Annotated in this window: 2 protein-coding genes (1 of these 2 cut by a window edge); both read left to right on the forward strand. The window is 62.8% G+C overall.

Annotated features, from left to right (window positions below):
* Nucleotides 1-12,321 carry a non-ribosomal peptide synthetase gene (locus CKW17_RS12930; protein ID WP_095120100.1) on the forward strand — a complete coding sequence of 4,107 codons (12,321 nt, stop codon included), beginning with the start codon at nt 1-3 and terminating at the stop codon, nt 12,319-12,321.
* A protein-coding gene (locus CKW17_RS12935; protein WP_095120101.1) for a non-ribosomal peptide synthetase crosses the window boundary here: on the forward strand, nt 12,321-22,697 show its 5' portion. The gene runs 4,602 nt beyond the window's last position; only the first 10,377 of its 14,979 coding nucleotides appear in the window; its start codon is at nt 12,321-12,323; the stop codon falls past the right edge of the window. The genes CKW17_RS12930 and CKW17_RS12935 overlap by 1 nt, the downstream gene beginning before the upstream one ends.

Genomic DNA, 22,697 nt, shown 5'->3' on the forward strand with positions numbered 1-22,697 from the left:
ATGAATGCTGAAGACTCCTTGAAACTTGCTCGCCGGTTTATCGGGTTGCCCCTGGAAAAGCGCCAGATGTTCCTCGCGGCCCTGCAAAAGGAGGGCGTGGATTTCGCCCGGTTTCCGATTCCGGCCGGGATCGAAGCCGAGGATCGCCAGGCGTTGTCCTATGCGCAGCGACGCATGTGGTTTCTCTGGCAACTCGATCCGCAGAGCGGCGCCTACAACCTGCCGGGCGCGGTGCGCCTGAGCGGTCGCCTCAACCTCGGCGCGCTGGAGCAAGCTTTCGCCAGCCTGGTCGAGCGTCACGAAACCCTGCGCACGGTGTTCCAGCGCCAGGCTGACGACAGCCTGTTGCAGGTGCCGGCCACGGCGCCGCTGATGATCAGCCATGAAGATTTCAGTGCATTGCCGGCCAGCGAACGTGAACAGGCCGTGGTGCAGGCCGCCGAACAGCAATCGGTATTGCCGTTCGATCTGGCCGTCGGCCCGCTGCTGCGGGTGACCTTGCTCAAGCTCGCCGAGCAGGAACATGTTCTGCTGTTGACCCTGCACCACATCGTCTCCGATGGCTGGTCGATGAACGTGCTGATCGACGAATTCATTCGTTGTTACGACGCGTTCGATGCCGGCCAGCAGCCGCAACTGGCCGCGTTGCCGATCCAGTACAGCGACTACGCCTTGTGGCAGCGCCGCTGGCTCGAAGCGGGCGAACAAGCGCGGCAACTCGATTACTGGCAGGCGCAACTGGGCGACGAACACCCTGTGCTGGAACTGCCGCTGGATCATTCGCGTCCGGCGATGCCGAGCTGTCGCGGTACCCGTTACGAATTCGCCATTGATGGGCAACTGGCCGAACAGCTGCGCAACACCGCGCAGCAGCATCAGGTCACTTTATTCATGTTGTTGCTCGGTGCCTTCAATGCGCTGCTGCATCGCTATACCGGTCAAACCGACATCCGTGTCGGCGTGCCGATTGCCAACCGTAACCGTGGCGAAATCGAAGGGCTGATCGGCTTCTTCGTCAACACTCAGGTGTTGCGTACCCGACTGGACGGGCAGACGCGGGTCGATGACCTGCTGCGCGCGATCAAGGAAACTGCGCTCGGCGCTCAAGCGCATCAGGATCTGCCGTTCGAGCAACTGGTCGAAGCGCTGAAACTCGAGCGCAGCCTCAGTCACACGCCGCTGTTCCAGGTCATGTACAACCACCAGCCGCAAGTGGCCGATATCGCCACCCTCAGCACTGCATCCGGCCTGGTGCTCGACAGCCTCGACTGGCAGAGCCGCACCACTCAATTCGACCTGACTCTGGACACCTACGAGAAGGGCGGCAAGTTGCACGCCGCGCTGACGTACGCCAGCGACTTGTTCGAGCCCGCGACCATCGAGCGCATGGCGCGCCACTGGTTGCGCTTGCTCTCGGCCATGGTCGCCGACCTGTCGCAACGCATCGGTGAGCTGCCGCTGCTGGAGACCGAGGAACAGCACACGCTGGTGCATGACTGGAACAACGTCCATGCGGTCTATCCGACCGAAACACCGATACACCAACTGATCGAAGCGCAGGTGGCCCGCACGCCGAATGCGCCGGCGCTGCTGTTCGGTGAGCAGACCCTGAGCTACGCCGAACTGGATGGCCGCGCCAACCGCCTCGCGCATCTGCTGCGTGAGCAAGGCGTGCGGGCCGACAGTCTGGTCGGTGTGTGCGCCCTGCGGTCGGTGGAAATGGTCGTCGCGCTGCTGGCGATTCTCAAGGCTGGCGGCGCTTATGTGCCACTGGACCCGGAGTACCCGCAGGAACGTCTGGCCTACATGATCGAGGACAGTGGCATCACCTTGCTGCTGACCCAGGATGCTTTGCTGGCATCGCTGCCGACTGACGGCGCGCAGGTCATCACACTGGATCAACCGGGCCTGCTCGACGGCTACAGCGACAGCCGCCCGGACGTCAGCGTCGATCCGCTGAACCTGGCCTATGTGATTTACACCTCGGGCTCTACCGGTAAACCGAAAGGCGCCGGCAACAGCCACGCGGCGCTGGTCAACCGTTTGTTCTGGATGCAAGAAGCGTACGCGATCGACGCCAGCGATTCGGTGTTGCAGAAAACCCCGTTCAGTTTCGACGTGTCGGTCTGGGAGTTTTTCTGGCCGCTGCTGACCGGCGCGCGTCTGGTGGTTGCCGCGCCAGGTGCGCACCGCGATCCGCTGCAACTGATCGACATCATCAACCGCCATGGCATCAGCACGCTGCACTTTGTGCCGTCGATGTTGCAGGCGTTCATTCACGAGGCGGGCGTGGAAAGCTGCACCGGCCTCAAACGCATCGTGTGCAGCGGTGAGGCACTGCCGCTGGATGCGCAACTGCAAGTCTTCGCCAAACTGCCGAACGCCGGCCTCTACAACCTCTACGGCCCGACCGAAGCGGCGATCGACGTGACCCACTGGACCTGCGTTGACGAAGGCGCCGACAGCGTGCCGATCGGCCGGCCGATCACCAACCTGCGCACCCACGTCCTCGATGCCGAGCTGCTGCCGGTACCGAGCGGCGTGGCTGGCGAACTGTACCTGGGTGGCGCCGGGCTGGCGCGCAGTTATCACCAGCGTCCGGCGCTGACCGCCGAGCGTTTTGTGCCGTGCCCTTTCCACGACGGCGCGCGGCTGTACCGCACCGGTGACCGTGTGCGTCAGCGTGCCGACGGCGTGATCGAATACCTCGGTCGTCTCGACCATCAAGTGAAACTGCGCGGTCTGCGCATCGAGCTGGGCGAAATCGAAACGCGCCTGATGCAGCACCCACTGGTGCGCGAAGCGGTGGTACTGGTGCAGGGCGGCAAACACCTGGTGGCCTACCTTGTGCTGGAAAATGCTCAGCCGGACGAACAGTGGCAGCAGGACGTCAAGGCGTGGCTGCTCGGCAGCCTGCCGGAATTCATGGTGCCGACCTACCTGCTCACCCTGGCGAAATTGCCGGTAACGGCCAACGGTAAACTCGATCGCAAAGCCTTGCCGCAACCGGATGCGGCGCCGCAACAAGCGTTCGTCGCGCCGCAGGATGCGCTGCAAAAAGCTTTGGCGGCGATCTGGGAAGATGTGCTCGGGCTTGAGCGCGTCGGTCTGGAAGACAACTTCTTCGAACTGGGCGGCGACTCGATCATCTCGATTCAAGTGGTCAGCCGTGCGCGGCAGGCCGGGATTCGTATCAGCCCGCGCGACCTGTTCCAGTACCAGACCGTGCGCAGCCTCGCGCTGGTTGCCACGCTGGATAATCAGACCTCGGTAGACCAAGGACCGGTGACCGGCGCCGCCGTGCTCGGGCCGATCCAACAGCATTTCTTCAGCCGTGCGATGCCGCTGCGTGAACACTGGAATCAGTCGCTGCTGCTGACCCCACGCGACAGCTTGAATGCACAGTGGCTCGATGCCGCGCTGACGCAGGTGATCAATCATCACGACGCTTTGCGCCTGCGCTTTGTCGAAAGCGCAAACGGCTGGCAGCAAAGCCACGGTCCGCTGGTCGACAGTGCTGAGCTGTGGCTGCGTGACGCCGAGTCCGCTGAACAATTGCAGGCGCTGTGCAACGATGCCCAGCGCAGCCTCGACCTGCAGAACGGTCCGCTGCTGCGCGCACTGCTGGTGACGCTGGCCGATGGCTCTCAGCGCCTGGCCCTGATCATTCACCACTTGGCGGTGGACGGTGTTTCCTGGCGGGTGCTGCTGGAAGATCTTCAGCAGGCTTACGAGCAATTGGCGGCGGGCGGCGGCATTCAGTTGCCGGCCAAGACCAATGCGTTCCAGACCTGGACCGCGCGCCTCGAAAGCGAAGCGGCACGTTTCGACGCGCAACTGGATTACTGGAAAGCCCAGCATCAGGGCGCGACGGACCTGCCGTGCGAACGTCCCGATGGCAGCCTGCAAAACCTGCACGGCGAGAAAATCGAATGGCGCCTCGACGCCGAGCGCACCCGTCAGTTGCTGCAACAGGCACCGGCCGCATACCGCACGCAGGTCAATGATCTGCTGCTCACCGCATTGGCGCGCACCATCAGCCGCTGGAGCCAGCAGCCGGGCACGTTGGTCGAACTGGAAGGGCATGGTCGCGAAGACCTGTTCGACGACATCGACCTGACCCGCACCGTTGGCTGGTTCACCAGCCTGTTCGCGGTCAAGCTGACGGCCGCCGACGATCTCGACGGGTCGATCAAGTCGATCAAGGAGCAACTGCGCGCGGTGCCGGACAAAGGTCTGGGCTACGGCGTGCTGCGTTATCTGGCGGCGCCATCGGTGCGCGCCGAACTGGCGCAGTTGGCACCGCCACGGATTACGTTCAACTACCTCGGCCAGTTCGATCGCCAGTTCGACGAAGCCGCGCTGTTCGTACCGTCCGCCGAAACCAGCGGCATCGCGCAGGATCCGGCCGCGCCTCTGGCCAACTGGCTGACCGTGGAAGGTCAGGTGTATGGCGGTGAACTGTCGATGAGCTGGGGTTTCAGCCGCGAGATGTTCGACAGCACGACCGTGCAGCATCTGGTCGATCAATACGCGCTGGAACTGCATGCGCTGATCGAGCATTGCTGCACGTTGCAAGCCGCGCAAGCGACGCCATCGGACTTCCCGCTGGCGCGCGTGACGCAAGCGCAACTGGATGCGCTGCCGGTGCCGGCGGGTCAACTCGACGATGTCTATCCTCTGTCGCCGATGCAGCAAGGCTTGCTATTCCATACCCTCTACGAACAAGCGGCGGGCGAGTACATCAACCAGTTGCGCGTTGACGTGCAAGGTCTCGATCCCGAGCGGTTCCGCGCTGCGTGGCAGGCCACCGTCGATGCGCAGGACATTCTGCGCAGCGGTTTCGTCTGGCAGGGTGAGCTGACGCAGCCGGTGCAGATCGTCCACAAGCAGGTGCAACTGCCGTTCACCACGCTGGACTGGCGCGACCGCGACGATCAGCCGGCAGCGCTCGCGGCGTTGGCCGATGCCGAGCGTCAGCAAGGTTTCGATCTGAGCTGTGCGCCACTGCTGCGACTGGTTCTGGTGCAGACCGGTGCCGAGCAATGGCATTTGATTTACACCCACCATCACATCCTCATGGACGGCTGGAGCAACTCGCAGTTGCTCGGCGAAGTCTTGCAGCGCTACAGCGGCCGCACGCCGCTGAATGGCGGCGGGCGTTATCGCGACTACATCGCCTGGCTGCAACGTCAGGACGGACAACTGAGTGAAGATTTCTGGAACGGCCAATTGGCCGCCCTGCAAGAACCGACCCGACTGGCGCGCGCGGCCACCGCTGGCGAGAAACAGGGCGGCCACGGCGATCATTACCTGACACTGGACGTGCAGCGTACCCAGGCGCTGGAAACCTTTGCCCGCCAGCAAAAAGTCACCGTCAACACCTTGGTGCAAGCGGCGTGGCTGCTGTTGCTGCAACGCTATACCGGTCACGAAGCCGTGGCGTTCGGTGCGACCGTGGCCGGGCGTCCGGCGGATCTGCCGGGCATTGAGCAGCAGGTCGGTCTGTTCATCAACACCTTGCCGGTGATCGGCGCACCGCGTCCGGATCAAAGCGTTGGCAGCTGGCTGCAAGCGGTACAGGCGCAGAATCTGAGCCTGCGCGACTTCGAACACACGCCACTGGCGGACATCCAGCGTTGGGCCGGACAGGGCGGTGAAGCACTGTTCGACAATATTCTGGTGTTCGAAAACTACCCGATTGCCCAAGCGCTGAGTCAGGCCGGGCAAGGGCTGACATTCGGTGATGTTGGCAACCTCGAACAGACCCATTACGCGCTGAGTGTGGCGGTCACGCTTGGCCAGCAACTGGCGTTGCACTACAGCTTTGATCGCGGCCAGTTCGCCAGCGATGTCATCGCCGGCATCAGTGCGCACCTGCTGCAATTGCTTGAGCAGTTCGCCGCGTCGGCCGAGCGCAACCTCGGTGAAATCGCTTTGGCGGACGCTCAAGAGCAGGCGCGCCAGCAAGGCGAAAACCAGCCGCAGCCGTACCCGGTGGACATCGGCGTGCATCAGCGCATTGCCGCGTTGGCCGCGGAAAATCCGCAGCGCACGGCGGTGATCTTCAACGGTCAGCGTTTCAGCTACGGCGAGATCGACCAGCGTGCCAACCAACTGGCGCATGCGCTGATCGCCCGTGGTGTCGGTGCCGAAACCCGCGTCGGCGTAGCCCTGCCGCGCAGTGAGTCGGTGATCGTCGCGCTGTTGGCGGTGCTCAAGGCCGGCGGCGCTTATGTGCCGCTGGACACCAGTTATCCGCGCGAACGCCTGGCCTATCTGATCGAAGATTCCGGACTGGCGCTGCTGATCAGCGACTCGTCGGTGTCGGCGCAATTGCCGGTCGATGAATCGGTGCCCCTGCTGGAACTGGATCGTCTCGATTTGCGCGAGTTGCCGATCGAGGCACCGCACGTGCAACTCGATCCGCACAACCTCGCCTACGTGATCTACACCTCCGGTTCCACCGGCAATCCGAAAGGCGTCAGCGTCGCCCACGGCCCGTTGGCCATGCACTGCCAGGCCATCGGTCAACGTTATGAAATGCGTGACAGTGACTGCGAATTCCACTTTATGTCGTTCGCCTTCGACGGTGCCCACGAACGCTGGCTGACCAGCCTGACCCACGGCGCGTCGCTGCTGATTCGCGACGACAGCTTGTGGACGCCGGAGCAGACCTACAACGCGATGATCGAGCACGGCGTGACCGTGGTCGCGTTCCCGCCGGTGTACTTGCAACAACTGGCCGAACACGCCGAGCGCGTCGGCAATCCGCCGAAGGTGCGTATCTATTGTTTCGGCGGTGATGCGGTGCCGAACGCCAGTTTCGAGCGCGTTAAGCGTGCGCTCGATCCGGACTACATCATCAACGGTTACGGCCCGACCGAAACCGTGGTCACGCCGCTGATCTGGAAGGCCGGTCGCGAGGTGCCATGCGGCGCTGCGTATGCGCCAATCGGCAGCCGTATCGGTGACCGCAGCGCCTACGTGCTCGACGCTGATCTGAACCTGCTGCCGCAAGGCATGGCCGGTGAGCTGTACCTTGGTGGCACGGGGTTGGCGCGGGGTTATCTGAACCGTCCGGGGCTGACCGCCGAGCGCTTTGTGGCTGACCCGTTCAGCACCAACGGCGGTTTGCTTTATCGCACTGGCGACCTGGTCCGTCAGCGTGTCGATGGCACGTTCGACTACCTGGATCGCATCGACAATCAGGTGAAGATTCGCGGTTTCCGCATTGAGCTGGGCGAAGTCGAAGCAGCCCTGCAAGCGCTCGACGGCGTGCGCGAAGCGGTGGTCGTGGCGCAGGAAGGCAGCGCCGGCAGTGGCAAGCGTCTGGTGGCCTATGTGGTCGGCGATTCCAGCCGTGCCGACTTCACCGACGAGCTGCGTGCGCAACTCAAGGCGACGTTGCCAGCGCACATGGTGCCGGCGTATGTGCTGCGTCTGGAGCGCATGCCGCTGACACCGAACGGCAAACTCGATCGCAAGAACCTGCCGAAACCGGACGTCAGCCAACTGCAACAAACTTACGTTGCACCGCAAACCGCGCTGGAACAGCAACTGGCGGCGATCTGGCAAGACGTGCTCAAGCTTGAGCAAGTGGGCATCAGCGACAATTTCTTCGAACTGGGCGGTGATTCGATCATCTCGATTCAAGTGGTCAGCCGTGCGCGGCAAGCCGGGATTCGCTTTACACCCAAAGACCTGTTCCAGCACCAGACCATCGCCGCACTGGCGTTGGTGGCGCAGACCGGCGAAGCGCTGCAATCGATCGATCAGCAACCGGTCACCGGCAGCACGGCGCTGCTGCCGATTCATCAGGAATTCTTCGCGCAGGCGATTCCCGATCGTCATCACTGGAACCAGTCGGTGATGCTCAAGCCAACGCAGGCGCTGGACCCACGGCTGCTGGAGCAAGCGCTGGATGCCTTGGTGCTGCATCACGACAGCTTGCGTCTGGAGTTTGTCGAGCAGGCTGACGGCTGGGTCGCGCAATACCGCGACGTTGCCACGCAAGCCGGCGAGACCATCCTCTGGCAAGTCGATGTGGCTGATCTCGCGGCGCTGGAGGCCTTGGGTGAAAAGGCCCAGCGCAGCCTGCAACTGAGCGGCGGCTCGCTGATTCGCGCGGTGTTGGCGAACCTGTCTGACGGCACGCAGCGCCTGTTGCTGATCGTCCATCACCTGGTGGTCGATGGCGTGTCGTGGCGGATTTTGTTCGAAGACCTGCAAAACGCTTATCGGCAGATTCTCGCGGGTAACCCCGTGCAATTGCCCGCCAAGACCAGCGCAGTCAAAGCCTGGGCAGCAGCGTTGCAGGATTATGCGGCAACCCCGGCGCTGCAAACCGAACTGGGCTTCTGGCAGCAGCAGTTGCGAGGCGCTTCGGCTGCCTTGCCTTACGACCATCCGCACGGCGGGCAGCAACACGATCAGGCGCTGACGATCCGCAGCAAACTGGACAAAGCCCTGACCCGTCAACTCTTGCAGGATGCGCCGCAGGCCTATCGCACGCAGGTCAACGATCTGCTGCTGACGGCACTGGCGCGAGTGATGGTGCGCTGGACCGGTGCTGACAACGCGTTGGTCTTGCTCGAGGGCCACGGTCGCGAAGACCTCTTCGACAACATCGATCTGACCCGCACCGTCGGCTGGTTCACCAGTGTGTTTCCGGCGCGTCTGTCGCCGGTGGCTGAGCTGGGCGCTTCGCTGAAACAGGTCAAGGAACAACTGCGGGCGATTCCGCACAAAGGGATCGGTTTCGGTGCGCTGGCACATCTGGGCGATGCGCAGTCTCGCGAGGCACTGCAAGGCTTGCCGGCGCCGCGCCTAACCTTTAACTATCTAGGCCAGTTCGACGGCAGCTTTGCTGAGGCGGATGAGGCTTTGTTCGCACCGACCAGCGAATCCGGCGGTGCTGAAGTCAACCTGCAAGGCCCGCTGGGCAACCCGCTGGCATTGAACGGCAAGGTCTTCGGCGGTGAACTGGACCTGAGCTGGACCTACAGCGGCGCGATGTTCGACGCGGCGACCATTCAGCGTCTGGCCGATGACTATGTGCAGGAATTGACGGCGCTGATCAGCCATTGCTGTGACAGCGGCAACCGTGGCGTGACGCCGTCGGACTTCCCGCTGGCGCAACTGTCGCAAGCGCAACTGGATGCGCTGGTGCTGGAGCCGCAAGGCATCGATGACATCTACCCGCTGTCGCCGATGCAGCAGGGCATGCTGTTCCACACCCTGCTCGAACAGGGCAGTGGCGACTACATCAACCAGATGCGCCTCGACGTCGATGGTGTCGATCCGCAGCGTTTCCGCGCGGCCTGGCAAGCGGTGGTGGATGCGCACGATATCCTGCGCAGTGGTTTCTTCTGGCAGGGCGACTTGCCGCAACCGGTGCAAGTGGTGCAGCGCCAAGTGGACGTGCCGTTCAGCGTGCTCGACTGGAGCGGCAAGGCTGATCTGGAAACGGCGCTGCAAACCCTCGCTGACGAGGAGCGCGCACTGGGCCTGGATCTCAACAGTGCGCCGTTGTTGCGCCTGGTGCTGGTGCGCACGGCGACCGATCGTCATCATCTGATCTACACCAACCATCACATTTTGATGGACGGCTGGAGCAGCGCGCAGTTGCTCGGCGAAGTGCTGCAGCATTATCGCGGCGAAGCGGTGCCGCGTCCGGCGGGTCGCTATCGCGATTACATCGGTTGGCTGCAGCGTCAGGATGCGGCGGCTGCCGAGAATTACTGGTTGGCAACGCTGGGCAATCTGCAAGAGCCGACGCGTCTGGCCAACGCCATCGCGCGGCCCATCGACGCTTTGCCAAGTGTCGGTTATGGCGACCATTACCAAGTGCTGGACGCCGACCTGAGCGTGCGTCTGGGTGAATTTGCCCGCGCTTCGAAAGTCACCGTCAACACGCTGGTGCAAGCCGCGTGGCTGTTGCTGTTGCAGCGTTACACCGGCAAGGACTGCGTGGCGTTCGGCGCGACCGTGGCCGGGCGTCCGGCGGATCTGCCGGGGGCCGAAGAACAGATCGGTCTGTTCATCAACACCTTGCCAGTGGTGGCCGCGCCGCAAGCGCAGCAAAGTCTGGCCAGTTGGCTGCAAGCCGTGCAGGCGCAGAACCTCGCTTCACGCGAGTTCGAACACACGCCGCTGGCGGATATTCAACGCTGGGCCGGGCAGGGCGGTGATGCGCTGTTCGACAGCCTGATGGTGTTCGAGAACTATCCGATTGGCGAAGCGCTGGAGCGCGGCGCGCCGCAGGGTTTGCGTTTCGGTGCAGTGGTCAATCAGGAGCAGACCAACTATCCGTTGACCTTGCTGGTGAGCATGGGCGCGCAACTGTCGGTGCATTTCAGCTATCAGCGCGACAGCTTCGCCCCGGCCAGCGTGGCGCAGTTGGGCGCGCATTTGCAGCGTCTGCTCAGCCAGATGGCCGGTGCTGGCGAATGCTTGCTCAGCGAGTTGAACCTGATCGACAACGGCCCAAGTGTCGAAACCGATTTCGTCACCGAGCTGTGCATTCATCAAGGCATTGCCCTCCAAGTGGCAGCAACCCCGGATGCGCTGGCGGTGACCTTCGCCGATACACAGCTGACCTACGCCGAACTGGACGCGCAGGCCAATCGTCTGGCGCACAAGCTGATCGAGTTGGGTGTCGGCCCGGAAGTGCGCGTGGGCGTGGCGATGCCGCGTTCCGAGCAGTTGCTGATTGCCTTGTTGGCGGTGCTCAAATCCGGTGGCGCGTATGTGCCGCTGGACCCGGATTATCCGGCGGATCGCGTTGCCTACATGCTCGAAGACAGCCGTGCGCGGGTGTTGCTGACCGAGCAAGCGGTCGCCGCAACCCTGCGTGTGCCGGGTGACACGCAAGTGCTGCTGATGGATCAGGTTTCATTGAGCGGATATTCAGCGGTTGCACCTCAAACCACGGTGCAGCCGGACAACCTCGCCTACGTCATCTACACCTCCGGTTCCACCGGCAAACCGAAAGGCGTGGCCATCGCCCATCGCAACGTCATGGCCCTGATCGACTGGTCGGCCAAGGTCTACAGCCGTGACGACATTCAAGGCGTTCTGGCGTCAACTTCGGTGTGCTTCGACCTGTCCGTGTGGGAGCTATTTGTCACTCTGGCCAATGGCGGTTCGCTGATCATTGCGCGCAATGCGCTGGAGTTGCCGAACCTGCCGGCGCGCGATCAAGTGCGTTTGATCAACACCGTGCCGTCGGCCATCGCTGCACTGCAACGCGCCGGGCAGATTCCTGCGAGCGTGCGCATCATCAATCTGGCTGGCGAACCGCTCAAGCAAGGCTTGGTCGACGCGTTGTATCAACAGTCGACGGTCGAGCATGTCTACGACCTGTACGGCCCGTCGGAAGACACCACCTATTCGACCTGGACTCGCCGCACCGCCGGTGGCCAGCCGCGCATCGGTCGTGCCCTTGATCACAGCGCCAGCCATTTGCTCGACGCCGATCTGCAAGCGGTACCGCAAGGAATTTCCGCCGAGCTGTACCTGTCCGGCGCCGGTATCACCCGTGGTTATCTGGGCCGTGCGGCGATGACCGCCGAGCGCTTCGTGCCAAACCCGTTCGTCGGCAATGGCGAGCGCATGTACCGCACCGGCGATTTGATTCGCGAGCGCGAAGAGGGCGAGCTGGAGTACATGGGCCGGATCGACCATCAGGTGAAAATTCGTGGATTCCGCATCGAACTGGGGGAGATCGAGGCGCGATTGCTCGCGCAACCGGCCGTCACCGAAGCGGCGGTGCTGGCCATCGAAAGCGAAACCGGTGCGCAACTGGTGGCCTACGTGGTCGCACCACAACTGGATCTGTACGACGGCGAAGCGCAGCGGCAACTGCGCGACGGACTAAAGACTGGCCTCAAGTCTTCGTTACCTGACTACATGATTCCCGCGCACCTGCTGTTCCTTGAGCAGTTGCCACTGACGCCCAACGGCAAACTCGACCGCAAGGCCCTGCCCGCGGTGGATGCCAGCCAGATGCAGGCCGCGTATGTCGCGCCGCAGAGTGAGCTTGAGCAGCAGGTCGCGGCGATCTGGCAGCAAGTGCTCGAGGTTCAACGCATCGGTCTGAACGATCACTTCTTCGAACTGGGCGGGCACTCGCTGCTGGCGGTCAACGTGGTGTCGCGCATGGCCCTTGAACTGGGCCTGACGCTGACCCCGCAACTGTTATTCCAGCACCCCGTCCTGAGTGACTTCGTCGCTCGACTCGATACAGGAGGCGGGGCAATCAACGAACAGAAACTGAGCAAGCTGGAAGCCCTGCTTGACGATATGGAGGAAGTCTGATGGACAAGAGTGTTGCTTTGAGGGTAGCCAAGCGCTTTATCACTCTGCCGCTGGACAAACGTAAGCTGTACCTGGAAAAGATGCTCGAAGAGGGCGTCTCTCCGGCCAACCTGCCGATCCCGGAAACACGCTCCGGGTTCGCCGCCATTCCTCTGTCGTACGCTCAGGAACGCCAACTGTTCCTCTGGCAAATGGACCCGCACAGCACCGCGTATCACATCCCCAGCGCCTTGCGCCTCAAGGGGCAACTGGACGTCGCAGCGCTGGAGCGCAGCTTCAATGCCGTGGCCGCGCGCCACGAAAGTTTGCGCACCACGTTTGCCGAGCACGGCGAAACCTTCTGCCAGGTGATTCACCCGCAGTTGCCGCTGAGCATCTCCCTGGCACCGTTGCCGGCCGGCGCTGGTGAAGAGGCGGCGATCAAGGCGTTCGTCGAAAGCGAAACCGCGCGCCCGTTCAATCTGCAGCAGGGCCCGCTGCTGCGCGTGGCATTGCTCAAAATCGCCGATGACGATCATGTGCTGGTGTTGATCCAGCACCACATCATCGCCGATGGCTGGTCGATCAAAGTGCTGGTCAACGAGTTGATCCAGCATTACGCCGCCGACACCGCCGGGCAGCCACTGACATTGCCGGAACTGGAGGTGCAATACGCCGACTACGCGATCTGGCAGCGCCACTGGCTGGAAGCGGGTGAGCGCGAGCGGCAACTGGCTTACTGGATCAAGACGCTGGACGGCGAGCAGCCGGTGCTGGAACTGCCGATCGATTTCCCACGTCCGGCAGTGCAAAGTTTGCGCGGTGCGCGCTTGCAACTGGACCTGCCAGCCGCCCTCGGCGATGCGCTCAAGCAACTGGCCCAGCGCGAAGGCGCCAGCCTGTTCATGCTGTTGCTGGCGTCGTTTCAGGCCTTGCTGCATCGCTACAGCGGTCAGGCGCAGATTCGCGTCGGCGTGCCGACCGCCAACCGCAATCGGGTCGAGACTGAAGGCCTGATCGGCTTCTTCGTCAACACCCAGGTACTCAATGCCGAGGTCAACGGCCAGTTGCAGTTCAACCAACTGCTGGCGCAGGTCAAGCAAGCGGCGATGGCCGCGCAGGCACATCAGGATCTGCCATTCGAGCAGTTGATCGAAGCGCTGCAACCGGAACGCAGCCTGAGCCACAGCCCGGTGTTCCAGGTGATGTTCAACCATCAGACCAGTCGTGATCAGGGCCGTGGCGCGGTGCAACTGCCGCAGCTGAGCGTCGAGGATGTGCAGTGGGAAGGGCGCACCGCGCAGTTCGACCTGACCCTCAATACCTATGAATCGAATGACGGTTTCGCCGCCGAGCTGACCTACGCCACCGATCTGTTCAAACCGGAAACGGTCGAGCGTCTGGCGCGTCATTGGCAGAACCTGTTGCAGGGCATCATTGCCGCGCCAACCCAGCGTGTCGGCGAATTGCCGCTGCTGGACAGCGCTGAACACGGCGTGTTGTTGCAGGACTGGTTGCGTGTGGCGGATCACAGCGCGCAGGCCGAGTGCGTGCAGCAGGACTTTGCCTTGCAGGCGCAACGAAACCCGCAGGCGACGGCGCTGATCATCGGCGACGATGTACTGACGTATGGCGAGCTGGATGCCCGGGCCAACCAACTGGCGCACAAACTGATAGAGGCCGGCGTCGGCCCCGATCAGTTGGTCGGCATCGCGGTGGAGCGCAGCGTGGAAATGATCGTCGGCCTGCTGGCGATCCTCAAGGCCGGCGGCGCGTATGTGCCGCTGGACCCGGCGTATCCCGAGGATCGTCTGGCTTACATGATCGAGGACAGCGGCCTGCCATTGCTGCTGACCCAGGCGCATTTGCAGGCGCAGCTGCCGATCCCGGCGGGTGTGCAAACCCTGTTGCTCGATCAGCCACAAGGCTGGCTGGCGGCTTATCCACAAACCGCGCCGGACGTTGCCGTCAACGGCGAGCATCTGGCGTACACGATCTACACCTCCGGCTCCACCGGCAAACCGAAAGGCGTGATGGTGCGCCACGCGGCGCTGAGCAACTTTGTCGCGAGCATGATCAAGCAGCCGGGGATTGCCGCTGCGGATCGCATGCTGTCGCTGACCACGTTCTCGTTCGATATTTTTGGCCTGGAAATCTACGGCCCGCTGTTGGCTGGCGCCTGTGTGGTGCTGACCGGCAAGGACGTGCATCAGGATCCGCAAGCGGTCCTCGAGCTGATCGAGCGTCACGCCGTCAGCGTCCTGCAAGCCACGCCATCGACCTGGCGCATGCTGCTCGACAACGAACACGCAGCGATTCTCAAGGGCCGCACGTTCCTCTGTGGCGGTGAAGCGCTGCCGCAGGAGCTGGCCAATCGCATGCTGGCGCTGACGCCGAGCGTGTGGAACCTGTATGGCCCGACCGAAACCACGATCTGGTCGGCGCAACACGCACTGAGCGCGGACCACAGCCGTCCATTCCTTGGCACGCCGATCGACAACACTGCGCTGTATATCCTCGGCAGCGACCTTGAGCTGAATCCGCTCGGCGCACCGGGTGAATTGCTGATCGGCGGTGACGGTCTGGCCCGTGGTTACTTTCAGCGCCCGAGCCTGACCGCCGAACGTTTTGTGCCGGACCCGTTTTCGACAACCGGCGCGCGTCTGTACCGCACAGGCGACCTGACCCGTTATCGCGCAGAAGGCGTGATCGAGTACATCGGGCGCATCGACCATCAAGTCAAAATCCGTGGTTTCCGAATCGAGCTGGGCGAGATCGAGGCCCGTTTGCTCGCGCTGGACAGCGTGCGTGAAACCGTCGTCGTTGCTCAGGACGGCCCGACCGGGCCGCAACTGGTCGGCTATGTGGTGCCATCCGCCAGCACTGTTGATGAAGTCGAACTGCGCGCTGAATTGAAAGCCAGCCTCAAGGCCGAACTGCCGGAATACATGGTGCCGGCGCACCTGCTGTTCCTCGCGCAACTGCCGCTGACCCCCAACGGCAAAGTCGACCGCAAAGCCTTGCCGGCGCCAGACGCCAGCCAATTGCAATCAACCTATATCGCGCCGCAAACCGCGACTCAACACGCTGTCGCCGAGATCTGGCAGGCAGTGCTCAAGCTTGAGCGTGTCGGCCTGAATGACAACTTCTTCGAACTCGGCGGCCATTCGTTGTTGGTAACGCAAGTGGTCTCGCGTGTGCGTCAGGCGCTGAACGTTCAGGTGCCGCTGCGCACGCTGTTCGAGCACAGCACACTGGAAGATTTCGTTGCTGCATTGGGTGTCAATCAGGCCACTCAGGAACCGGCGATTGTTGCGCTGCCGCGTCTGCAACCCTTCGCGCTTTCCTATGCGCAGGAACGCCAATGGTTCCTCTGGCAGTTGGAACCGACCAGCACCGCTTACCACGTTCCGGCTGCGCTGCGTCTGCGCGGCGAACTGGATCTGCCGGCGTTGCAGCAAAGCTTCAATGCACTGATCGCGCGCCACGAATCCCTGCGCACCTGCTTCGTCGAAGAGCAGGGCACAACTCTGCAAGTGATTCAGGCGCAAGGCACGCTGGATCTGCAAGTGCAGGACGTGGCGGGGCTGGACGATACGGCGCTGCAAGCGCTGGTCGCCGCAGAAACCCTGCACCTGTTCAACCTGCAGCAAGGCCCGCTGCTGCGGGTGAAACTGCTGCGTCTGGCCGCCGATGATCACGCGCTGGTGATCACCTTGCACCACATCGTCTCTGACGGTTGGTCGATGAACATCATGGTCGATGAACTGGTGGCGTTGTACGCCGCGTACAGCCAAGGCCAGACCGCGCAATTGCCAACACTGCCGGTGCAATACGCCGACTACGCCGTGTGGCAGAAACAGTGGATGGACGCCGGTGAACGCGAGCGTCAGTTGAGCTACTGGACCGCGCAACTCGGCGATGGCGATCAGCCGTTGCTCGAACTGCCGACCGATCGTCCGCGTCCCGCCGAGCAAAGCTATCGCGGCGCGCGTCGCGACATCCCGCTGAGCCTCGAACTGGCCGCTGCGCTCAAGCAAGTCGCGCAGCGTGAAAACGTCACCCTGTTCGCGCTGTTGCTGGCGTCGTTCCAGACCTTGCTGCACCGCTACAGCGGTCAGGCCGACGTCCGCGTTGGCGTGCCCGTGGCCAACCGTAACCGCGTCGAGACCGAGGGCCTGATCGGCTTCTTCGTCAACACTCAGGTGCTCAAGGCCGAGTTCGACAGCCAGCAGACCTTCCGCAGCCTGTTGCAGCAAGTGAAGAACACCGTGCTCGGCGCTCAGGCGCATCAGGATCTGCCGTTCGAGCAACTGGTCGACGCGCTGCAACCGGAGCGCAGCCTCAGCCATAGCCCGCTGTTTCAAGTGATGCACAACCACCAGAGCCAGGCGCGTCAGGCACAGGGCGCGACACGCCTGCCGCAACTGCAGATCGAAGGCTTGCCGTGGGCGTCGAATACTGCGCAGTTTGATTTGACCCTGAACACTTTTGAATCGACCGACAATGTCTGGGCCGAGCTGACCTACGCCACCGACCTGTTCGACGTCGAGACCATCGAGCGCCTGTCGCAACACTGGACGAATCTGCTGCACAGCATCATCGCCGACAGCGGCCAGCGCATTGCCGAACTGCCGCTGCACGACGCCGCCGAACGCGCGGCAACGCTGCGGCAATGGAACCCGGCCGTGGCCGATTTCCCCAACGAGCAGTGCCTGCATCACTTGATCGAAGCCCAGGCTGCCCGCGCACCGCAAGCGGTGGCCGTGACGTATGCCGAGCAATCCTTGAGCTACGGTGAACTGAACAGCCGCGCCAACCAGTTGGCCCACAAGCTGATCGCCCGTGGTGTCGGCCCGGACGTGCGCGTCGGCCTCGCAGTGGAACGCAGCCTCGACATGCTGGTCGGCCTGCTGGCGATTCTCAAAGCGGGCGGTGCTTACGTGCCGCTGGACCCGAGCTACCCGGAAGAGCGTCTGGCCTACATGATCGGCGACAGCGGCATCGGCCTGCTGTTGAGCCAAAGCCACTTGCTTGCGCGCCTGCCCGTGCCGGACTCCGTACGCAGTCTGATGCTCGATCAGGATCGCGAAGACCTCGAAGGTTACAGCGACTGCAACCCGCAGGTGCAGATGAGTGCGGACAACCTCGCGTATGTGATTTACACCTCGGGTTCGACCGGCCAGCCGAAGGGCACCTTGCTCGCCCATCGCAACGTGCTGCGCCTGTTCGAAGCCACTGCAGCGTGGTTCAATTTCGGCGCGCAGGATGTCTGGAGCCTGTTCCACTCCTATGCGTTCGACTTCTCCGTGTGGGAGATTTTCGGCGCGTTGCTGTACGGCGGTAAATTGGTGGTGGTGCCTTACGAGGTCAGCCGTGCGCCGGAAGATTTCTTCGCTTTGCTCTGCCGCGAAGGCATCACCGTGCTCAACCAGACGCCTTCGGCGTTCAAGCAGTTGATGCAAGTCGCCTGCGCCCCGGAACATGCCGCGCAGCAGCTGGCGCTGCGTTACGTGGTGTTTGGCGGTGAAGCACTGGAAGTGAAGAGCCTGCGCCCGTGGTTCGAGCGTTTCGGCGATCAGGCACCACAACTGATCAACATGTACGGCATCACTGAAACCACCGTGCACGTGACTTACCGGCCATTGTCGATTGCCGATTTGCAGCGCGACGCGAGCAGCCCGATCGGCGAGCCGATTGCCGACCTGTCGTGGTACCTGCTCGACGGCGATCTCAATCCGGTCGCCAAGGGCTGCATCGGTGAGCTGTACGTCGGCCGCGCCGGTCTGGCGCGCGGTTATCTGAACCGTGCCGACCTGACCACGCTGCGTTTCATTCCCGATCCGTTTGCCGCTGACGGCGGTCGTCTGTATCGCACTGGCGATTTGGCGCGCTATCGCGCTGACGGCGTGATCGAATACATCGGGCGGATCGACCATCAGGTGAAGATTCGCGGTTTCCGTATCGAACTCGGTGAGATCGAAGCGCAACTGCTCGATCAGCCTGCCGTACGCCAAGCCGTGGTGCTGGCGCAGCCGGGTCTCAGCGGTCAGCAACTGGTCGCCTGGCTGGTGCCGAGCGATGCCACGTTGCTCGACGCCAGCCCAGCGGAACAGGCGCAGTGGCGCGACCGCGTGCGTGCCGAACTCAAGGAAAACCTGCCGGATCACATGATCCCGGCGCACCTGTTGCTGCTCGCGCAATTGCCGCTGACCGCGAACGGTAAACTCAATCGCAGCGCATTGCCGTCGCCGGACGCCAGTCAGGCGCAGCAGGCCTATCAGGCACCGCAAAGCGAGCTGGAGCAGCGTTTGGCGGCAATCTGGCAAGACGTGCTGAAGCTGCCGCAAGTCGGCCTCAACGACAACTTCTTCGAACTGGGTGGCGACTCGATCATTTCGATTCAGGTGGTCAGCCGCGCGCGACAGGCCGGCATTCGCCTGAACCCGAAAGACCTGTTCCAGCACCAGACCATTCAACGTCTGGCGCTGGTCGCGCAGTTGGGCGACGACGAAACGAGCATCGACCAACAAGCGGTGAGCGGCGCGGCGTTGCTGCTGCCGATCCAGCAGCAGTTCTTCGAAGATGATATCCCTGAGCGTCAGCACTGGAACCAGTCGGTGCTGCTCAAGCCGCGTCAGCCGCTGGACGCGGAGAAAGTCGAGCAAGTCTTGCGCGCGCTGATCGCGCATCACGATGCCTTGCGCCTGAGCTTCACTCAGCACAACGGCGTGTGGCAGGCCGAGCACCGTGCGGTTGAAGATCAGCCGCGCAACCTGCTGTGGCAGGAAGACGTCGCCGATGCCGACGCACTGGAGGCTTTGGGCAACCGCGCGCAGCGCAGCCTCGATTTGCAGAACGGGCCGCTATTGCGCGCCGTGTTGGCGAATCTGGCCGATGGCACCCAGCGTTTGCAGTTGGTGATCCATCATTTGGCTGTCGACGGTGTGTCGTGGCGGATTCTGCTTGAGGATCTGCAAAACGCTTATCAGCAATTGCTCGACGGTCAGCCACTGAAGCTGCCGTCCAAGACCAGTGCCTTCAAGGACTGGAGTGAACACTTGCAGCGCTACGCCAACAGCGCAGCGTTGCAACAGGAACTGGCTTACTGGCAGGCATGCCTGAATGATGTCGGCAGCGATCTGCCGTGCAAGCGCGTGGACGCCGGGCAGCAGAACAGACTGGCGCAGACGGTACAGACCAAACTCGGCGCGGAGCTGACCCGACAGCTGCTGCAAGAAGCGCCGGCGGCGTATCGCACTCAGGTCAACGACCTGTTGCTGACGGCACTGGCGCGGGTGATCGGGCGCTGGAGCGGGCAGTCATCGACGCTGATTCAGCTCGAAGGTCATGGTCGTGAAGAGCTGTTCGACGGTGTTGACCTGACCCGCACTGTGGGCTGGTTCACCAGTCTCTTCCCGGTGCGTCTGACCCCGGCGGCTACACCGGGCGAGTCGATCAAGCAGATCAAGGAACAACTGCGCTCGATCCCCAATAAGGGCATCGGTTTCGGTGCACTGCGTCACCTTGGCGATGTTCAGGCACAACAGAGCCTGCGCGCCTTGCCGACGCCGCGCATCACCTTCAACTACCTCGGCCAGTTCGACGGCAGTTTCGAGGGCGATGACGGCGCGCTGTTTGCACCGGCGCCGGACAATGCCGGTCTCGACCAGAGCGCGGACGCGCCGCTGGGCAACTGGCTGACCCTCAATGGTCAGGTGTATGGCGGCGAATTGCGCGTGGGCTGGACCTTCAGCAGCGAGCGTTTCGACAACGCCGTGATCGAAGCACTGGCGGCGGATTACGCCGAAGAACTGGCCGCTTTGATCGAGCATTGCCTGACCCCGGGCGTCGAAGGCCTGACGCCGTCGGACTTCCCTTTGGCGGCGCTGAGCCAGGCGCAACTCGACGGCTTGCCTTTGCCGGCCCAGCAGATTGCCGATGTCTATCCGCTGTCGGCGATGCAGCAGGGCATGTTGTTCCACAGTCTCTACGAACAGGCCACCGGTGATTACATCAACCAGGTCCGCCTCGACGTCGAAGGCCTCGACCCGCAGCGCTTCCAGCAGGCCTGGCAAGCGGCGGTGGACAACCACGACATCCTGCGCACCAGTTTCGTCTGGCAAGGTGAACTGGCGCGCCCGGTGCAAGTGGTGCACAAGCAACTGGACATGCCGTTCAGCGTGCTCGACTGGCGTGAGCGCAGCGATTGCCTGGGCGAGTTGAACGCGCTGGCCGCCGCCGAACAGGCGCAAGGTTTCGACCTGAGCCAGGGGCCGCTGCTGCGTATGGTGGTGGTGCGTCTGGACGATCAGCGTTGCCATTTGATCTACACCAACCACCACATTCTGATGGATGGCTGGAGCAATTCGCAGTTGCTCGGCGAAGTGCTGCAGCGCTACAGCGGCATTGCCCAGCCGACGCTGGCCGGGCGTTATCGCGATTACATCGAATGGCTGCAGCGTCAGGACGTGCAGGCCAGTGAACATTACTGGACCGCGCAACTGGCTGACCTGGAAGCGCCCACCCTGTTGGCGCAAGCACTTCAGGCGCAGCGTGGCGATGCTCCACGGGACGGCCATGGCGAGCACTTCTGTGTGCTCGACGCGGCGCAAACGCGGCAGTTGGGCGAGTTCGCCCGGCAGCAGAAAGTCACTCTCAATACGCTGATTCAAGCGGCCTGGTTGCTGTTGTTGCAGCGCTTGACCGGTCAACAAAGTGTGGCGTTCGGCGCTACGGTGGCGGGGCGTCCGGCGGAACTCAAAGGCGTCGAGCAGCAGATCGGTCTGTTCATCAACACCTTGCCGGTGATCGCCAGCCCTCGTTCGCCATCCAGCGTAGGCGATTGGTTGCAGAGCGTGCAGGCGCAAAACCTGACGCTGCGTGAGCATGAACACACGCCGTTGTTCGACATTCAGCGTTGGGCGGCGCGCAACGGTGAAGCGCTGTTCGACAACATTCTGGTGTTCGAGAACTACCCGGTGTCCGAGGCGCTGGCGCAGGGCGCGCCGCAGGAATTGCGCTTCGGCGAGATCAACAACCATGAGCAGACCAACTATCCGCTGACCCTGCTGGTGCATCTGAGCGATGAGTTGTCGATGCACTTCAGCTACCAGTGCGACAGCTTCGCGGCGCACAGCGTTGTGCAGTTGGGCGAGTACTTGCAGCGCCTGCTCGGGCAGATGAGCGAGTCGGGTGAGCGCACGCTCAGCGAGTTGAACCTGGTCGACAACGTCACTAGCGTCGACCCCGACTTCGTCACCGACCTGTGCATTCATCAAGCCATCGCTCGCCAAGTGGCGGCGACTCCGGATGCGCTGGCGGTAACCTTCGCCGATACACAGCTGACCTACACCGAACTCGATGCGCAAGCCAATCGTCTGGCGCACAAGTTGATCGAGCTCGGTGTCGGCCCGGAAGTGCGCGTGGGCGTGGCGATGCCGCGTTCCGAGCAGTTGCTGATTGCCTTGCTGGCGGTGCTCAAATCCGGTGGCGCGTATGTGCCGCTGGATCCGGATTACCCGGCCGATCGCGTTGCCTACATGCTCGAAGACAGCCGTGCGCGGGTGTTGCTCACCGAGCAAGCGGTCGCTGCGACGCTGAGCGTGCCGGGCGATACGCAAGTGCTGCTGATGGATCAGGTTTCGCTGAACGCTTATCCGGCTAGCGCACCTCAGACATCGGTCACACCGGACAACCTCGCCTACGTGATCTACACCTCCGGTTCCACTGGCAAACCGAAAGGCGTGGCGATTGCCCATCGCAACGTCATGGCGCTGATCGACTGGTCGGCCAAGGTCTACAGCCGCGACGACATCCAAGGTGTGCTGGCCTCGACTTCGGTGTGCTTCGACCTGTCGGTGTGGGAGCTGTTTGTCACATTGGCCAATGGTGGTTCGCTGATCATTGCGCGCAACGCTTTGGAACTGCCGAACCTGCCGGCGCGCGATCAAGTGCGCCTGATCAACACCGTGCCGTCGGCCATCGCTGCACTGCAACGCGCCGGGCAGATTCCCGCGAGCGTGCGCATCATCAACCTGGCTGGCGAGCCGCTCAAGCAAGGCCTGGTCGACGCGCTGTATCAGCAGTCGACGGTCGAGCACGTTTACGACCTCTATGGCCCGTCGGAAGACACCACCTATTCGACCTGGACCCGCCGCACCGCCGGTGGCCAGCCGCGTATCGGCCGTGCCCTCGATCACAGCGTCAGTCACTTGCTCGACGCCGATCTGCACGTCGTGCCCCAAGGCGTTTCGGCGGAGCTGTACTTGTCCGGCGCTGGCATCACCCGCGGTTATCTGGGCCGCGCGGCGATGACTGCTGAACGCTTCGTGCCCAATCCACTCGCCAGCAACGGCGAGCGCATGTACCGCACCGGCGACCTGATTCGTGAACGC

The sequence above is a fragment of the Pseudomonas sp. Irchel s3f10 genome (assembly GCF_900187515.1).
Classification (GTDB): Bacteria; Pseudomonadota; Gammaproteobacteria; order Pseudomonadales; family Pseudomonadaceae; genus Aquipseudomonas; species Aquipseudomonas tensinigenes.

Excerpts from the sequence above, each read along its gene's own strand:
- CKW17_RS12930 (WP_095120100.1), top strand. The coding sequence starts at position 1 with ATGAATGCTGAAGACTCCTTGAAACTTGCTCGCCGGTTTATCGGGTTG.